This window comes from Clostridium rhizosphaerae (assembly GCF_016765585.1).
Taxonomy (GTDB): domain Bacteria; phylum Bacillota; class Clostridia; order Clostridiales; family Clostridiaceae; genus Clostridium_AT; species Clostridium_AT rhizosphaerae.
This window is the reverse complement of sequence record NZ_JAESWC010000004.1, coordinates 290,671-307,509: the sequence shown is the minus strand read 5'-3', so window position 1 is coordinate 307,509 and position 16,839 is coordinate 290,671. Positions and strand designations below refer to the sequence as shown.

Here is a 16,839-nt window from a genome sequence, read left to right as displayed (position 1 = left end):
ATGGAGATAAAACATGTCTATAGTTAAACTGAAAAAACTTATCAATAGGGCTGAAAATATAAAAGCAATAGAGGATACGGTAAAATTATTAGATACAAAGATTGTTATTGAAGACGCAAAAGAAGTTATCTACGGCAACAAGGAAGTAATAGAAGGGACTAAAAAATATAATGTAACAGTTAATGATGAAGTTATTGGCTGGGTAATAGGTAATGAAAAGGCTGAATGCATTGCTTCTATATTGCATTCAATTTGCATAAATGAATATGAAAAGAAAAAACTGGCTAAGGAAACCTTAGAAAAGTACAAAGAAATAAATATGTTTTATGATGTTTCAGAAAAGCTAGCTTCAACAACTAGGGCAGGTAATGTAGCCAAAATTGTTATTAATGAGGCAATGAAGCATTTAAATATAACTTTTGCTTCTATAGTGCTTGTTAACGAAGAAACACAAGTTTTGGAAACCATATGCCAAGTTCACAAAAATATTAATCTGGAAAATGGAAAACTGAAAGTTGATTTAAGTATAAACAATGAATTTATAAAAAATATTATTAGCAGGAAAACGGGGGAAATTATAGATAATGTTAAGGAAGTAGAAGGATTGGCTTGTGAAGGTTACATGCTAAATTCATTGATTTGTGCTCCTATTTTAGCTAAAGGAAAGGCTATCGGAATTATGCTTCTTGGAAATGATAAAGTTTATGAATATACAGCTGCTGACTTAAAACTATCTAATTCTCTAGCCTATCAGACAGGAATTGCTATAGAAGGAACAAAACTTTACGAACAGCTTAGAGAAAATTTCTTTGACACAATACAAGTTTTGACTCAAATAATAGAAATGAGAGATAATTTCAAAGGCGGACATTCTAAAAGGGTAGCAAATTATTCCCTTAATATTGCAAAAGCTATGGAGATGTCTAAGATCGATTTAGTAAAATTAAAACTTGCAGTTATGCTTCATGATATAGGGAATGTAGCTGTAAGCGATGAAATTTTAAATAGAAAAGGAAAGCTGCCAGAGGAGCAATACGAAATAGTTAAAAAGCACTCAGAAATTGGGGCTATAATGCTTGATAAAATAGAACAGTTAAAAGACATTGCTCCAGCAATTAGGGCACATCATGAGCGGTATGATGGTACAGGATATCCGGATAATCTAAAAGGGGAGGAAATACCTTTGTTTGCAAGGATAATAGCTGTGGCAGATGCTTTTGAAGCAATGACTAATGACAGGCCTTATAGGGAAGCATTGAACCTTTATTTTGCTGCCGAGGAACTGTCAAATAATAAAGGAACACAGTTTGATCCGAGAATAGTTGACATATTCTTTGAAATATATAAAGATAAAAAATTAGAAGAAATTCAAACTTCAGTTTGATTTATAAGGATGGGAAATATTATGGCTAAAATACTCATAGTAGATGATGATGCTCATATTAGACTTCTTCTAGAGCAAACCTTGGAGGACTTTGAAGACAAGGGTGTTGAATTACTTTCAGCTTCAAATGGTAAAGAGGCTATAGATACTATACTGAAGGAAAAGCCTGATATAGTTTTTTTAGATATAATGATGCCGGAAGTAAATGGCTTTGATGTATGCAGCAGGATTAAAAATGAATATAGACTAATGAATGTATTTATAATACTGCTTACAGCAAATGGGCAACAAAGCTATTTAAAAAGTGGAAGTGATTATGGGGCTAATTTGTATATGACAAAACCTTTTGATCCTAACTATGTTGTAAAGAAAGTATCTGAGATACTTGGAATATAAAATAAGCTGGCGATTACCAGCTTATTTTACTTTAAGAGACAAATACTTTGAGCGGAAATTCCTTCTTCTTTACCAGTAAAGCCGAGCCCCTCCTCTGTTGTAGCTTTAACATTGATTTTATCCTCAGAAATATTTAGTGCCTCAGATATATTTTTTATCATAATAGGTATGTGTGGTGCCATTTTAGGCTTTTGAGCAATTATAGTAGAATCAATATTTTCTATTTCATATCCCTTTTGATTAATTAGGTTACCTACTTCTTTTAAAAGTAAAATACTTGATATACCCTTAAAATGCTCATCGGTATCTGGAAAATGTTTTCCTATGTCCCCTAAGCCTGATGCACCAAGCAGGCTATCCATTATAGCATGCAAAAGTACATCTGCATCAGAATGTCCAAGTAATCCTGTCTTATAGGGAATATCTACTCCTCCAAGTATAAGTTTTCTTCCTTCGGCTAATTTGTGCACATCATAACCCATTCCTATTCGCATAAATATCCTCCTCTATTACTTATATACAGTTATTATATTATTTTTATTTTAGCATAAATTCTACATATAATGTATTACTCGTCGATTATGCAAGAAAAATAAGGAATGATTTTAGATACATATGTATTTTAGTAATGGAATATTTGGAAGGAATTGAAAGTTGGATGTAGAATATATACAATAGTGTAATATTTTTAAGGATGGGGTATTATATGTTAAATAAATTGTTCGGAATGTCGAAACTAAATGGCAGAGTGTTTTTAGGTATAATCGGAGTAATACTGCTTTACTTTATCAGTTATACAAACTTTGCATTGTTTCATTTTATAATTGAAATTATATGTATAATTATTGGTTTTAGTATATATATAATAACTAAAAATACACATAAGGTTTCTCAAAATAATTACTTTATCTTTTTAGGTGTTTGTTTTATTGTAATAAGTATTTTTGATTTACTCCATGTTATGACATATGACAGTATTAGGATATTTTCATGGAGCAGCCAGAACTTATCCGTTCAATTTAGAACAGCAGCTTCAGTTATACAAAGTATTGCCTTTCTTATATTTTCTATACTCTTGTACAGAAGAGAGAGACCAGTAAAGATTATATATTTGGTATCTTGTATTTTTATATTTTCAACTGTCATATTTCTGTGTATTTACTTTAATATAGTACCTATATTTTTTGAAAATGGAAGAGGATCTACATTATTTAAAAAGATAATTGAATTAATCATTTGCTTAACCTATGCAGATTGTATTAAACTGTTGAATTCTAAAAAGGTAAGAGGTTATGAGAATATAGCTATACTTCTTGCTTGGGCTGCAGCGATATTTATATTGTCGGAACTTAGCTATACATTGTACACTGGCCCTTCTGACTTAATAAATATTACGGGACATATTTTTAAACTTTTGGCTTATCATTTAATATATAAAGCTATAATTAAAACAACTCTCGAAAATCCATACAATGTTTTATTTTATAGGCTGACTGAAATAAACAGCAGCTTGGAGATTAAAACTAGACAGTTAATGAAATTTAATAAAAAATTAAATGATGAAATTCAAGAAAGAAAAATTATAGAAGAAAAACTGATAAACAGCAAGAAAAATTATCAAGAACTTTTGGATTTTCTTCCTTATGCCATAGTAGCACATAGTGACGGCAAGATTGTTTATGTAAACAACGCAACCTTAAGATTATTCAAGTTTAATGAATACAAAGATGTGCTTTATAAAGAGATACTTGAATTTGTTCCTGAAAAATACTGTGAACTAGTAAAGACAAGAATGAATGCAGTATATCGAAGGGAAATTTTAGATACAGTTGAAATGCAGCTTTTAAAATCTAGTGGTGAGTTAATAGATGTAGAAACTAAAGCAGTACCATATATGTATAAGAATAAGCTTGCAAGTCTAGTAATTATAGGGGATATAAGTCAAAGAAAAAAAGCTGAAGAGAAGGAAAAGGCTTTAAAGGAAGCTATTGAATATGATAGAATAAAAAATGAATTTATGGCTAACATATCCCATGAACTAAGGACACCATTAAACGTTATATTTGGAGCAGTACAGCTTATCGACTATTACTCTGATAATAATTCTTTATGTGATAATAAGAGAAGTATTTCAAAATACTCTAAAAGCATGAAACAAAATTGCTATAGAATGCTTAGACTAGTTAACAATTTAATTGATTTAACAAAGATTGATTCAGGATTCTTAAAGTTAAATCTTCAAAATTATAATATAATAAGTGTTATAGAAGATATAACTATGTCTGTAGCTGAATATATCGAAAGCAAGCATATAGATATAGAATTCGATACAGAGATTGAAGAAAAATATATTGCCTGCGATGCAGATATGATTGAAAGAATTGTTTTAAACCTATTATCTAATGCTGTAAAATTTACCCCTGAAGGTGGAAAGATTTGGGTTAATGTATATGATAAAAATGATTATGTAATATTATCTGTAAGAGACTCAGGCATTGGAATACCAGAGGATAAAAAGGAATTAATTTTTGATAGATTTAGACAGGTGGATAAGTCTTTTGCCAGAAATACAGAAGGAAGTGGCATAGGGCTTAATTTGGTAAAATCAATAGTAGAATTGCATGGTGGGAAGGTTTGGGTTGAAAGTAAATACGGAAAAGGAAGCGAATTTTTTGTTAAGATTCCTGTTATAACAGTTCCCTGTGATGAAATTGCAGTAACTATGGATATTCCTCAGGGCAAGGTAGAAAGAATTCATATTGAATTCTCAGATATTTATTCGTAAGGAAGGTGACAATTATGGTTAATATAATAAATCTAACCAAAAGCTTTAAGACAATTAAAGCTGTTGATAGTATAAGCTTTAAGGTTAACAAGGGTGAAATAGTAGGACTTCTTGGAGAGAATGGAGCAGGCAAAACTACAACTTTAAGAATGCTTGCTACCATGTTGAAACCAACAGGAGGAACAGCTTCTGTAAATAATTATGATATTATAAAAGATCCAGGTAGAGTAAGAGGAGAGATTGGCATACTTTTCGGAGGTGAGGTAGGGCTTTATGACAGACTTACAGCAAGAGAAAATATTAAGTATTTTGCTGAACTAAACGGTATGAGCAAAAGTGAAACGGAACAAAGTATAGACTATCTTATTGAAATGCTTGATATGAAAGAATATATAGACAGAAGAGTGGGGAAATTTTCAAGAGGAATGAAACAAAAGGTAGCTATAGCGCGTTCTATAGTACATAGACCTACAGTAATGCTTTTTGATGAACCTACAGCAGGATTGGATGTAACAGCCTCAAGGATAGTTCAGGACTTTATTTTAAAGTGCAAAGAAGATAATAAGGCTATAGTTTTTTCAAGCCACAGCATGAATGAAGTAGAACGTTTATGTGATAGAATTGTTATAATACATAAAGGTAAAATACTTGAAGAGGGAACTGTAGACAACATAAAAATCAAGTATAAGAGTGATAATATGGAAGATATATTTATGCAGTTAGTAGGTGATAATAATGGGAAGTAAGGTAACCTTTCTTGTTTTTAAGAAAGAATTAATGGACACTTTCAGAGATAGAAAAACAATTATAATAAGTATATTGATTCCTCTGATACTTTTTCCTGTATTGTTTGGTGTAATAGGAAAAAGTATGGACAAGACAGAAAAAGCTGTGGAAAATAACTTAAAAATAGCAATAGTAGAAAAAGGCCAAAGTAATTTAGCTCAGTTTTTAAAATCGCAAAAAAATATAAATATAATACAGTCAAATAATATAGAGGAAGACGTAAAATCAGGTAAAGTATTAGCAGCATTATATATACCTGAAAATTTAGAGGAAGGTATAGCAAAGGAGAATACAGTAAATATAAATCTTACCTATGATAATTCAAGCCAGCAGTCTCAAATGGCAATGGCAGCAATAAAAAGCTATATAGATGCCTATTCCAAGGAAGTCGTATCAGAAAGACTTGGAAAAAGAAATATTAGTGGAGATATTTTAAATCCAATAAATGTTGAGTTAAAAACTTCAGTTAAAGAAAGTGAAGGTTTTGGAAAATACATGCTTTCTCTTATGCTTCCGCTTATGCTTGTAATCTATAGTGTGTCAGGACCTATGGGGGCAGCTGTAGATTTAGGAGCTGGAGAAAAGGAAAGAGGAACTTTAGAGCCTCTTTTAACAACTCAGGCAGGAAGAATGTCACTTTTATGGGGCAAATTTTTAGCTATAACTAGCTTAGGGCTTATAACAACTCTTGCATCTTTAGGGGGATTATTCATAGCCATGAAACAAAAGGGAGGCTTATTTAATGGTGCTTCTGGAAGTTTAAGTACAGCAACAATACTTTTAATTGGCTTAGTTACATTGCTTTTAACAATGGTGTTTGGTGCACTTGAGCTATCTGTAAGTATTTATGCCCGTTCTTTTAAAGAAGCACAAACCTATATATCACCTCTTATGATAATATCTTTTGTACCGACATATGCAACTTATATGCTGGATGCAAAAAATATAGAAACTTTTTATTTTCATATTCCTCTAGCAAATGCAGTATGTCTTCTAAAGGAATTTATATCAGGAATATACAATTATACACATATAGCCATAACCTTTGGATGGATAGCTTTTTATATACTTGCTTCCGTTTTCTTTGCAAGGTACATGTTCAGCAGAGAGGAAGTTATATTTAGAACATAAGAAATAAACTCTCATTTATCATATGTAATAGATAAATGGGAGTTTTTTAATTATAATATTGACTTATTTTTTCCATGATTTTTATGTTCTTTCTTAGAACTGTAAAATAAATCAGTTACCTTTTTTAATATACTAGAAAATAGCCTTTTGAATTTACTTTTTCTTTTTTGCTTTGCAGTGAAATCAACTTTTATTACATTATCTTTCATAACACCGCCCCTTATACAATAGAATGCCCCTAATATAATAATAACATATTATGTAAAAAATGTTAATTAAATTACTGTTAACACTGTAAAAAAGTTTAATCAAGCTACTTAAAATAAATGTAATATGATATAATCAAAACTGAAACTTATTAAACTTGGGGGGATTATTTTGAAAAGAAGAATTGCAGGAATTATACTTATAGTCATTGGACTAGCTGTAATAGGAACAGCATTTTTTATGAGATATAGTGCAGAAAGACATCAGAAAGCTATGCTTGATGCGTTTGAAAATACACTTGAGCAAGTAGACAAGACTCAAGAAACCAGCACTAATAATGATGCATCTCCCAGTATAAAACCACCTGCAGAAGATATAAGTGGAGCTATAGGAGTAATGAAAATACCTAAAATAGACTTAAAGGTTGCTATTGGTGAAGGTGTAGATAACAATACTTTAAAATATGCAGTCGGTCATTTTGATGGAACTGCAATGGCTGGAGAAAAAGGAAACTTTGCTGTAGCTGGTCATAGAAGTTATACCTACAGTGAGTATTTTAATAGACTTGATGAAGTTAATATAGGTGATGAAATTATAGTAAAAACAAAAAAAGGTGAGTTTACATATAAAGTCAATGAAAAAAAGGTGGTAGAACCAACGGAGGTTTCTGTTCTTGATAAAACTAAGGATGCAACGATTACTCTAGTTACTTGCACACCTATAAGGGTTGCTACACATAGGCTCATTATAAAAGGAAAATTAGTTCAGTAATTTCTATGAAAATTGTTTATTTGTAATATGTATTGTCCACAGTTTATCCACAAAACTGTGGACAATGTTTATAATTTTATAAAAATTATATTATTATATACAAATTAAGCGCTATTATTTATGCAACAATACAATATTAATTAATGAGAATGTATGAGAAATAATAGTTAACAACTAGTTCACAAGTTATACACATGCTGCTGTGTATAATATTAAAAAGAAACTCCTTGGTATTACCCCAAAGAGCTTTTTTTATAGATATTTTGAATAATAGTTATTATGTAAGATTAACACATTATCCACATCGGTTGTGTGGATAATGTTAATTATATAGATGCTTCTTCTGTTTTAACAGATATCGAAATTAAATTATTTAAAGTTTCTAGTTCTTGTTTTGATAAGTACCGCCAGCTGCCTACAGGCAGATCTTGTAACGGTATATTCATTATGCGTATTCTCTTAAGCTTTAGAACTTTGTACCCAAAGACTTCACACATTCTTCTTATCTGCCTGTTAAGACCTTGAGTGAGAATTATCCTAAAAACATATTTTCCTTCTCTTCTTATTATACAGGGTTTTGTTATCGTTCCAAGAATTTCAACACCTTTAGACATACCTTCCATAAATTCCATAGTTATAGGCTTATCTACAGTTACGATATATTCCTTATCATGGTTGTTGCCAGCTCTTAGAATTTTATTCACGATATCCCCGTCATTAGTAAGAAGTATAAGTCCCTCTGAATCCTTATCAAGCCTCCCTATAGGAAAAATTCTTTTTTCATAATTAATGAAATCAACAATGTTTCCTTTTACCTTATGTTCCGTAGTGCATGTAATACCAACAGGTTTATTTAACGCTATGTATACAAGTTCTTCTCTTTTTGTAAGAAGCTTTCCGTTAAGTCTTACTTCATCCTTTGAAGTAACTTTAGAGCCAGTTTGAGCTATTAAACCATTTATAGTTACTCTACCTTCTTCTATAAGCTTATCAGCTTCTCTTCTCGAGCATATACCTTTCTCACTTATAAATTTATTTAATCTAATTTCAGAACTTCTCTCAGGATGAACTATAGGAATTTCCTTACTGGTTTTTATCATATTCATATTTTTTCTTTTTGTCATAGCTTATTCTCCATCTAAATATATTTTATAATACAAAGCTTTTATATATAATGCAATACGGTTCTTAAAATAATGATATCGTAAAATATCCAACATTCAAGGATCTTTATGATTCATTAAGGTATTAGAACTTTTACATTTATATAATATTATTAACAATATTGTATAAAAAAAATTAACATAATCCAACCTATAATTGTATTGACAAGTAAATTATTATAAGTGTAAAATGTAATTAATAATTATTATTGATTAAAATGAAAGTAGGGAGATAATATGAAAAATGTTGTAGTATATACATCCAATACCTGTACTTACTGTGGTCAAGCAAAGGAATACCTAAAAGAAAATGGAATTAGTTACGAAGAAAGAAATATAAAAGAGCCAACTTATAGAAAAGAACTTATGACAATGGGATTTATGAGTGTTCCGGTTATAAAGATTGATGAAGATACAGTTCTTGGTTTTGATAAAGAAAAAATAGATTCACTTTTAGGATTATAAAAAAGTATTTAAAAGTTACCAAATTGGTAACTTTTTTTATTTTTGTATATTGACAAGCCTTCCAAAAGTGGTATTATATTCTTGTAGAAAAAATTATTATTCATAAATAAAGGTTATCAAGAAAGTTTGCGAGTGAGGAGGTTAAAGTCCCAAATGGGCTTTAACGGGAGTCTTGCGAACGGTAGTGAGCGCTCTAAGACTCCCAGTGTTTCGAGTGAAAGGAGAAAATTATGAAAAAATTTGTATGTAAAGTATGTGGGTACATTTATGAAGGAGAAGCTGCACCAGAAAAATGTCCAGTTTGCGGTGCACCAGCAGAAAAATTTGAGGAGCAGGCAGGAGAACTTATATGGGCAGATGAGCATAGAATAGGTGTTGCTCAAGGATTAGACGAAAGAGTAGTAGCTGGTTTAAAAGAAAATCTTAGTGGAGAATGCTTTGAAGTAGGTCTTTATTTAGCTATGGCTAGACAAGCATTTAGAGAAGGTTATCCTGAAGTAGGTATGTATTATGAAAAAGCTGCATATGAAGAAGCAGAACATGCTGCTAAGTTCTGTGAGTTGCTTGGAGAAGTAGTAACAGATTCAACAAAGAAAAATCTTGAGATGAGAGTTATTGCTGAAAATGGAGCAACTGCAGGAAAGAAAGAACTTGCAACTTTAGCAAAGCAATTAGGATATGATGCAGTTCATGATACAGTTCATGAAATGGCTAAAGATGAAGCAAGACATGGTAAAGCATTTAAAGGTTTACTAGATAGATATTTTTCAAAATAGATATAAATTTGCATACCTAAAAAGGGCCTATTAAAAGTGTTAGGCTCTTTTTTATATTTATACGAATAATTAACACTTAAGTAAATCGACAAAATATACGATATTATAATATAAAACATTCGTAATATGTAGAAATATGGCATAAATTTCATAAGTATAATACATTGTTTTTACAATGTTAAGATCAGAGTTAAAAAAGGAGGTTGAAGTCCTAAATAGACTTCGACGGGAATCTTACGAGGTCAAAGTCCTAAATGGGCTTTGACGGGTGACTTGTGAGCGAAAGCCAACATTTTAAGTTACCCTGTACCTGAAAGGAAGCGAGTATGCAAAGGTTCCCAGTGTTCCGAGTGAAAGGAGGTAAAAGTCCTAAATGGACTTTTACGGGCAGACTAGCGAGAGGAAACGAGCTGTTTAGGCTGCCCAGTGTTCCGAGTGAAAGGAGGAAATTCATGGAATGCGGCATAAATAATGGCGTTTGCAATGGATGGGACATAATTGATAACAAAGGTGAGATAATAAATAAAGAAAATATTTTGTGTAGATTTTATGACGCATTAGTTGAAGGAATAGTTGAAAGTCAAATTATTTGTGATGAAAGTGGAAAAGGTGTTGATTTTCAGATAATTAAGGTGAATAATAACTTCAGAAATATTACTGGTATACAAATTGAGAATATATCTGGAATGACATTGAAAGAAATAGTGCCTGGTATCGAAGACTACTGGATTAAGGAATTAAGTCGTGCAGCTTTAGGTGGAATTAAAATACAGATGGAAGAATACTGTAAGCCTTTGCAGAAATACTTTCGGGTTAATGCTTTTAGCATTGAAAAAGGAAAGATTTATGTGTTATTTACGGATATAAGTAAGAATAAGCAAGTTCAGGATTTATCAGAGAAATATCAATTACTAAAAGAAAATGCAAGGGATACAATATTGTTTGTCAGAGAAGATGGTAAGATTATTGAGGCAAATAGAGCTGCAGTTGAGACTTATGGATATAGCTATAATGAGCTTTTAAATATGAATATAAAAGATATAAGATGCAGTAATTTTGATTGCTTAATTCCAAACGAAAAAAAAGAAGAGTATGATAAGGGTATACTTTTTGAAACTATTCATAAGAGAAAAGATGGAACAACACTTTATGTAGAAGTAAGCTCTAAGGGAACAATATTCAATGACGAGTATATAGTTCTTGAAATGATAAGAGATATTACCGACAGAAAACATACCGAAGAAAGACTTCAAAAATTAGCTTATTATGATCCAGTTACAGATCTTCCAAATAAAAAATACTTTAGTGAATATATTTTGGATGCTCTAGATAAAGCAAAACAAAAAGATGAAATGATAGCAGTTCTATTTATAGATTTAGACAGATATAAAAAGGTTAATGACACAATGGGACATCTTATTGGGGATAAGCTTTTGAAAGGAGCAGCGGATAGGTTCAAAACTCTTGTAAATGACTCGGTATTTGCAGCAAGAGTTGGGGGGGACGAGTTTATACTTGTACAATCTCATATAAAAAGCCCTGATGAAGCAGCTGACTTAGCTTATAGAATATTAAGCATTATTAAGGAACCTTTTAATTTTGATGGTGAAGAAATTCGAATAACAACAAGTATAGGAATAAGCTTATATCCGATACATGGAGAGGATGCATTGACTCTCATGAAAAATGCAGATATGTCTATGTACAGGGTTAAGAACAGCGGTAGAAATAATTATGAGTTCTATATACCTGGCATGAATAAGGAGGTATATGAGAGTATTGTTATAGAAAATAACCTCCATCATGCTTTAGAAAATAATGAATTCGTTTTACATTACCAGCCAAAGTTTAATGCACTTACAGGAAAAATTATAGGTATGGAAGCCTTAATACGTTGGGAAAATCCTAAGCTTGGATTAGTACCGCCTGGCAAGTTTATAGATTTAGCTGAAGAAACAGGGCTTATAGTTTCTATAGGAAAATGGGTTTTAAAGAATGCGTGCGAGCATAACAAAATATGGCAGGAGTTAGGTTTTCCACCGATGAGAGTGGCGGTTAATCTTTCAGTTCGTCAATTTGAAGACGGAAACCTTGTACAGGTTATAAAAAGCATATTGGAGGAAACTGGACTAGATCCGAAGTATCTTGAACTTGAGGTTACCGAAACTATGGCTATGAAAAATATGGATTTAATAGTTAAAACTTTAAGAGAACTAAAAGATATGGGGATTCATATTGCTTTAGATGATTTTGGAACGGGCTATTCCTCTCTTAAATACTTAAGAAATATTCCAGTTGATACGCTTAAAATAGATAGATCCTTTATTAATGATATTAACAGCAACTCTAGTTATGTTGCTATTATTGATGCAATTATAGACATAGCGAAAAAATTAAGACTTGGTATTATAGCTGAAGGTGTAGAAACACTGGAGCAAAGTAAGTTTCTAGTAGAGAAGAAATGCTTTGAAATGCAGGGATTTCTATTTAGTAGGCCTGTAAGCAGGGATGAATTTGAAAATATGCTTTTAAAATACAATCTTTAAGATAATTAAAAGGTGCCAAGCTTAGGCACCTTTTATTTTATAGTATTCCTTCTGACTTTAAAATAGTTTCAAGTTCTTCTAATTTTTGAGAAAGATATAAAAACTTCTCTTTTACTACATCCGTTGAAAGACCTTCATTTTTAAGACCGTCTTCCATATTTTCAATCGTTTCTAAAGCTTCATCAATGTCTTTTTGAAGTAGTTTTAATTTTTCTTCCTGCATTAGTATTCTCCTTTAGTTTAAATTCTTTCTTAGTTTTTTAGATACTTTATCTTCTATAAAAGGGGCACCAAATTCAAATACTCTTTCATGCCCGCAGTTTGAACAAATGCATGAGCATATATCATATGGAATATTATCTATAACTGCTACTTGAATTTCTTCAGTAAGAAAATCTCCGCCGCACATTTCACAAGGAGTGTGATTTATAACCTTGTATTCACTTTCTATATACTTCATTATATCTCTAACGGTCATTATAAACCTCCCCAAAAATATATCTCATTAAATGGTATCACTATATAAAATTAATTGCAATACTCTTAATTGCATCATCATATACTTTTAAGAGATGCTTATTCTTAAGCATCTCTTAAAAGCATTTTATATTAAGGGAGGCTAAAGAGGTGATAAATGTAATTTGGTTTATTATTTTAGTTTTCGGCATAGGCTTTGGCTTATTAACCGGAAGAGGTGATGTAGTATCAAAATCAGTTGTAAGTTCAGCTGGTTCAACAGTGGATTTTGTTATAAAACTTGTTGGACTTATGTGTATTTGGTGTGGCGTTATGAAGGTTGCTGAGAAGAGTGGACTTACAGAAAAGTTAGCCAAGCTATTGAGACCAGTTTTAAAGCTTGTATTTAAAGATGCTGCCAAGGATGAAAAAGCAATGGGTGCCATTGTTATGAACTTAACTGCCAACATGATGGGCCTATCTAATGCGGCTACCCCATTTGGCATTAAGGCTATGGAAGAAATGGATAGGTTAAATAAAGAAAAAGGTACTGCAAGCAATGATATGGCTTTATTTTTAGTTCTTAATGCTGCGTGTATTCAATTAGTTCCAACCACAGTGCTGTCTATTCGAGCGGCCAGCGGTTCTCAAAATCCGGGAGAGATTATTATACCGGCTATAATTGCTACAACTGTAGCAGCTATAATGGGAATTATTTTCTGTAAGATATTACAGCGTTATTTTTAATTGTGAGTGCAGCATATAAAAGCAAAGAATGGAGAGAAGTAAGTAATGAGTATGATAGGAAATGACTTTAATAATATACTAGGGTATTTGAAAACATTGCTTTCCTTTAATTATTTTATAAAATCAATAATTGCAATTATTATTTTAGCAGTAATTGTTTATGGCAAAGTTAAGGGGGTTAAGGTTTATGATTGCTTTGTTGAAGGAGCAAAAGATGGACTATCAATATGCTTAAGAATTTTTCCTTATCTTTTAGCAATGCTGGTTGCTATTGCTGTTTTTAGGGAGTCAAAGGCATTAGACTATTTTACAACTTTAGTGAAACCTGTTGTTCAATTAATTGGTCTGCCTCCTGAACTTGTACCGCTAGTATTAGTGAAACCATTATCCGGAAGTGGTGCTTTAGGGGTCTTATCTGATATTTTAATTAAGTATGGTGCGGACAGTTATATAGGAAGATTGTCCTCAGTTATTATGGGAACAACTGAAACTATATTTTATACGTTGACAGTTTATTTTGGAGCTGTTCATATAAAGAAAATAAGACATACTCTTTGGGCTGCTGTTTTGGCAGATATGACAGCCATAATAATGGCTATATTATTAACAAGGATGATGTTTTAAAATCAAGATTATTGGAGAGAATTGAAGATAGATACAGATAATGTGATAAAAGTTTGGTAATATAGTTAAATAGGTTATTAAATAACACATAAAGGTGAAGTTAATAACTTGAAATTGCAGTTTAATATATATATAATTATTACATAGTTGTGAATACGTATATAAGTTATACATATTTCGGCAAAATTTTTAAACGGGGGAAGTTATATGATAGAAATTAACAATGTAAGTAAAAGCTATAATGGCACAACCAAGGCTGTAGACAGCTTAAACCTAACAATACCTGATGGAGTTATTTTTGGTTTTCTAGGGCCGAATGGTGCAGGAAAAAGTACAACCATTAAAATGATTACAGGTGTACTGAATCCAGAAGGTGGAGACATAAAAATTAATGGAGTAAGTATAAAGGATAAGCCTTTAGAGGCTAAAAAACAGTTTGGATATGTACCTGACAGCCCAGATATGTTTTTAAGATTGAAAGGACTAGAGTATCTAAACTTCATGGCTGATATATATGATGTTTCAAAGGAAGTTAGAAAAGAAAGAATAGAAGGTTTAGCTAAAAGATTCGAAATGTCAGATGCAATAGGAGATAAAATACAAAGTTATTCTCATGGTATGAGACAAAAAATAGTTCTCATGGGAGCTTTAATTCATGATCCTTCTGTGTGGATATTAGACGAGCCTTTAACTGGTCTTGATCCAAAGGCGTCCTATATATTAAAAGAAATGATGAGAGAACATGTAGATAGTGGGAAAACTGTATTTTTCTCTACGCATGTGCTTGAAGTTGCAGAGAAGATTTGCGATAGGGTTGCTATTATAAATAAAGGAAATATATTATTTTGCGGTACATTAGAGGAAATAAGGGAGCACTTTAAAACTAATGAATCACTAGAAAAAATGTTCTTGGAGCTTACTGAAAATGAATAAGTTTTTAACATTAACCAAAGTTTTATTCAAAAATGGAGGAGAAGGTTTAGTACAAAAGGATAAGAAAAAGCTCCCTAAGACCATTGCCTTAATTGTACTAATGGTAGTTGCCTTTATTCCAATGATGGCTTCCTTTGTGATGATGGCTGCTGCGTCCTATGGTGCATTTGCTAAAATGGGACAGGAAGGCTTAATATTAGAAATGGGTATTATAGCAGCTTGTTTTATAATATTTGTTTTTGGTATTTTCTATGTTATGAGTACATTTTATTTTTCAACAGATGTGGAAAAACTTCTGCCGCTTCCATTAAAGCCATCAATGATAATAGGATCGAAATTTACAGTAGTTATGTTATATGAGTATTTAACTATGCTTGTATTCTTGCTTCCTATAATGGTTACTTTTGGAGTAATGAGTAAAGCAGGTATACTTTATTACTTGTATATGATATTAATATTTCTTGCTATTCCAGTTGTACCGCTTGTAGTTGCATCTTTAATCAGTATGCTTATAATGAGATTCTTACCTTTTGCTAAAAATAAAGATGCCTTCAGAACAATTGCTGGTATATTAGGTTTAGGAATAGGTATTGGATGTAATATTTTATTTCAAAAACTTGGATCAAGTACAGAAAATCCAGAGCAGTTAGTTCAGCTTATGATGCAGGGGAACAATTCTTTAGTTGGAACAAGTTCAAAGCTTTTTCCTAGTGCCAAGCTTGCTGTTAATGCTATGCTTTACAGCGGAGAGCTTAAGGGGCTCATAAACCTTATACTTTTCGTTGTAGTATCAATAGCTCTAATTTTAATATTGCTTATCCTTGGGGAAGCTCTATACTTTAAAGGAGCAATCGGTATTTCAGAGGCTTCTTCAAAGAGAAGAAAGTTAAGTAAAAGAGAACTTGAAGAAAGTACAGTTCAAAGTTCTTCGTTAAAGTCTTATACAGTTAAGGAATTGAAAATATTATTTAGAACTCCAGCTTATTTCATGAACTGTGTATTAATGAATTTTCTTTTTCCTGTAATTTTCTTAATACCTTTCTTTTCACAGCCTCAAATGATGAGCGAGCTTGGAAAGGTAAGAGATATATTAAACAGCAATAGTGTTCCTGGTATAGTAATTGGTATAGTTTTTGGATTTATGATGTTTATTTCAGTAGCTAATCCAACTTCAACAACTTCAATATCTAGAGAGGGACAAAATATTTTTGTGTGTAAGTATCTGCCTATAAGCTATAAAAAGCAGATTATGGCTAAAGTATTATCAGGCATTATACTTAATTTTATAGGCCTTGGGCTTATGATAATTGTAGCTATGGTAATATTAGTTCCACCTGTTTATTTACTTATTCAAGTGATAATAATTGCAGTTTTAGTTAGTCTATTTGCTAACTTTATTGGAATTCTAATTGACTTGAATTTTCCTAAATTACAGTGGGATACGGAACAAAGAGCTGTTAAACAAAATATGAATGTGTTAATATTAATGCTTTTAGGCTTCATAATCGGAGGTGTATCCGTTGCAGCAGTAGGAATACTAAAACTTAATTTATGGAGCGCCTTTGGAACTTTAGCAGGTATTTATTTAATATTAGATATATTGCTTTACTGGATATTAAGTACTGCTGGTGTAAAGATGTTTAAAAAAATTCAGGCGTAAAAGTACAGC

At 31.5% G+C, this 16,839-nt stretch carries 18 protein-coding genes; 13 read left to right on the top strand and 5 right to left on the bottom strand.

Translation table 11 applies throughout. The features are described from left to right. Positions 1-13: 13 nt before the first annotated feature. Together JK636_RS11475 and JK636_RS11470 are read left to right on the top strand one after the other, a co-directional pair. Positions 14-1,384 carry an HD domain-containing phosphohydrolase gene (locus JK636_RS11475; protein WP_202749139.1) on the top strand — a complete coding sequence of 457 codons (1,371 nt, stop codon included), beginning with the start codon at positions 14-16 and terminating at the stop codon, positions 1,382-1,384. A 21-nt stretch (positions 1,385-1,405) separates the two neighbouring features. Next, positions 1,406-1,780 (top strand): response regulator, encoded by a 375-nt coding sequence (locus JK636_RS11470; protein WP_243428203.1) that lies wholly within the window; start codon positions 1,406-1,408, stop codon positions 1,778-1,780. Positions 1,781-1,806: 26 nt separating this feature from the next. On the opposite strand, the gene ispF is transcribed toward JK636_RS11470, so the two are convergent. Further along, on the bottom strand, positions 1,807-2,274 hold the full coding sequence (gene ispF, locus JK636_RS11465; protein WP_202749137.1) for a 2-C-methyl-D-erythritol 2,4-cyclodiphosphate synthase: 468 nt from the start codon (positions 2,272-2,274) through the stop codon (positions 1,807-1,809). A gap of 212 nt (positions 2,275-2,486) precedes the next feature. Here ispF and JK636_RS11460 point away from each other — a divergent pair, with 212 nt between their 5' ends. Genes JK636_RS11460 through JK636_RS11450 form a run of 3 tightly spaced genes read left to right on the top strand, consistent with a single transcriptional unit; the run spans position 2,487 to position 6,482 of the window. Next, a complete protein-coding gene (locus JK636_RS11460; RefSeq protein WP_202749136.1) occupies positions 2,487-4,565 on the top strand; it encodes a sensor histidine kinase in 2,079 nt (692 codons plus the stop codon). Positions 4,566-4,579: 14 nt separating this feature from the next. After that, the gene (locus JK636_RS11455) at positions 4,580-5,311 is read left to right on the top strand and encodes an ABC transporter ATP-binding protein (RefSeq protein ID WP_202749135.1); all 732 of its coding nucleotides are present in this window, start codon (positions 4,580-4,582) and stop codon (positions 5,309-5,311) included. Beyond that, entirely contained in the window at positions 5,301-6,482 is a 1,182-nt protein-coding gene (locus JK636_RS11450) for an ABC transporter permease (protein WP_202749134.1), read from the top strand. The genes JK636_RS11455 and JK636_RS11450 overlap by 11 nt, the downstream gene beginning before the upstream one ends. A gap of 50 nt (positions 6,483-6,532) precedes the next feature. Here JK636_RS11450 and JK636_RS11445 read toward each other — a convergent pair whose 3' ends face one another. Then, complete coding sequence (locus JK636_RS11445) at positions 6,533-6,691, bottom strand: hypothetical protein (protein WP_202749133.1); 159 nt, start codon at positions 6,689-6,691, stop codon at positions 6,533-6,535. Positions 6,692-6,860: 169 nt separating this feature from the next. Here JK636_RS11445 and JK636_RS11440 point away from each other — a divergent pair, with 169 nt between their 5' ends. Next, positions 6,861-7,460, top strand: a complete 600-nt coding sequence (locus tag JK636_RS11440) for a class D sortase (RefSeq protein WP_243428202.1) — start codon at positions 6,861-6,863, stop codon at positions 7,458-7,460. Between the two features lie 326 nt (positions 7,461-7,786). On the opposite strand, the gene rluF is transcribed toward JK636_RS11440, so the two are convergent. Next, positions 7,787-8,566, bottom strand: coding sequence for a 23S rRNA pseudouridine(2604) synthase RluF (gene rluF, locus JK636_RS11435; RefSeq protein ID WP_243428215.1), 780 nt, complete (start codon positions 8,564-8,566; stop codon positions 7,787-7,789). Positions 8,567-8,860: 294 nt separating this feature from the next. Here rluF and JK636_RS11430 point away from each other — a divergent pair, with 294 nt between their 5' ends. From JK636_RS11430 to JK636_RS11420, 3 genes are all read left to right on the top strand, one after another. Next, on the top strand, positions 8,861-9,088 hold the full coding sequence (locus JK636_RS11430; RefSeq protein ID WP_202749131.1) for a glutaredoxin family protein: 228 nt from the start codon (positions 8,861-8,863) through the stop codon (positions 9,086-9,088). Positions 9,089-9,318: 230 nt separating this feature from the next. Beyond that, positions 9,319-9,864, top strand: a complete 546-nt coding sequence (locus JK636_RS11425; RefSeq protein WP_202749130.1) for an NADH peroxidase — start codon at positions 9,319-9,321, stop codon at positions 9,862-9,864. Between the two features lie 452 nt (positions 9,865-10,316). Continuing rightward, positions 10,317-12,410: a sensor domain-containing protein gene (locus JK636_RS11420; RefSeq protein ID WP_202749129.1), complete on the top strand. Its 2,094-nt coding sequence runs from the start codon at positions 10,317-10,319 to the stop codon at positions 12,408-12,410. Positions 12,411-12,447: 37 nt separating this feature from the next. Here the strand turns inward: JK636_RS11420 and JK636_RS11415 are convergent, their stop codons facing one another. Then, the gene (locus JK636_RS11415) at positions 12,448-12,633 is read right to left on the bottom strand and encodes a hypothetical protein (protein WP_202749128.1); all 186 of its coding nucleotides are present in this window, start codon (positions 12,631-12,633) and stop codon (positions 12,448-12,450) included. Between the two features lie 12 nt (positions 12,634-12,645). Next, a complete protein-coding gene (locus JK636_RS11410) occupies positions 12,646-12,888 on the bottom strand; it encodes a metal-binding protein (protein ID WP_202749127.1) in 243 nt (80 codons plus the stop codon). A 149-nt stretch (positions 12,889-13,037) separates the two neighbouring features. On the opposite strand from JK636_RS11410, the gene JK636_RS11405 reads away from it, so the two are divergent. The 4 genes from JK636_RS11405 (at position 13,038) to JK636_RS11390 (ending at position 16,830) form a co-directional block, all read left to right on the top strand. Continuing rightward, positions 13,038-13,613 carry a nucleoside recognition domain-containing protein gene (locus tag JK636_RS11405; protein ID WP_202749126.1) on the top strand — a complete coding sequence of 192 codons (576 nt, stop codon included), beginning with the start codon at positions 13,038-13,040 and terminating at the stop codon, positions 13,611-13,613. Positions 13,614-13,664: 51 nt separating this feature from the next. Continuing rightward, positions 13,665-14,237 carry a spore maturation protein gene (locus JK636_RS11400; RefSeq protein WP_202749239.1) on the top strand — a complete coding sequence of 191 codons (573 nt, stop codon included), beginning with the start codon at positions 13,665-13,667 and terminating at the stop codon, positions 14,235-14,237. A 207-nt stretch (positions 14,238-14,444) separates the two neighbouring features. Continuing rightward, positions 14,445-15,170, top strand: a complete 726-nt coding sequence (locus tag JK636_RS11395) for an ABC transporter ATP-binding protein (RefSeq protein ID WP_202749125.1) — start codon at positions 14,445-14,447, stop codon at positions 15,168-15,170. Further along, a complete protein-coding gene (locus JK636_RS11390) occupies positions 15,163-16,830 on the top strand; it encodes a putative ABC transporter permease subunit (RefSeq protein WP_202749124.1) in 1,668 nt (555 codons plus the stop codon). The genes JK636_RS11395 and JK636_RS11390 overlap by 8 nt, the downstream gene beginning before the upstream one ends. Positions 16,831-16,839 lie beyond the last annotated feature (9 nt).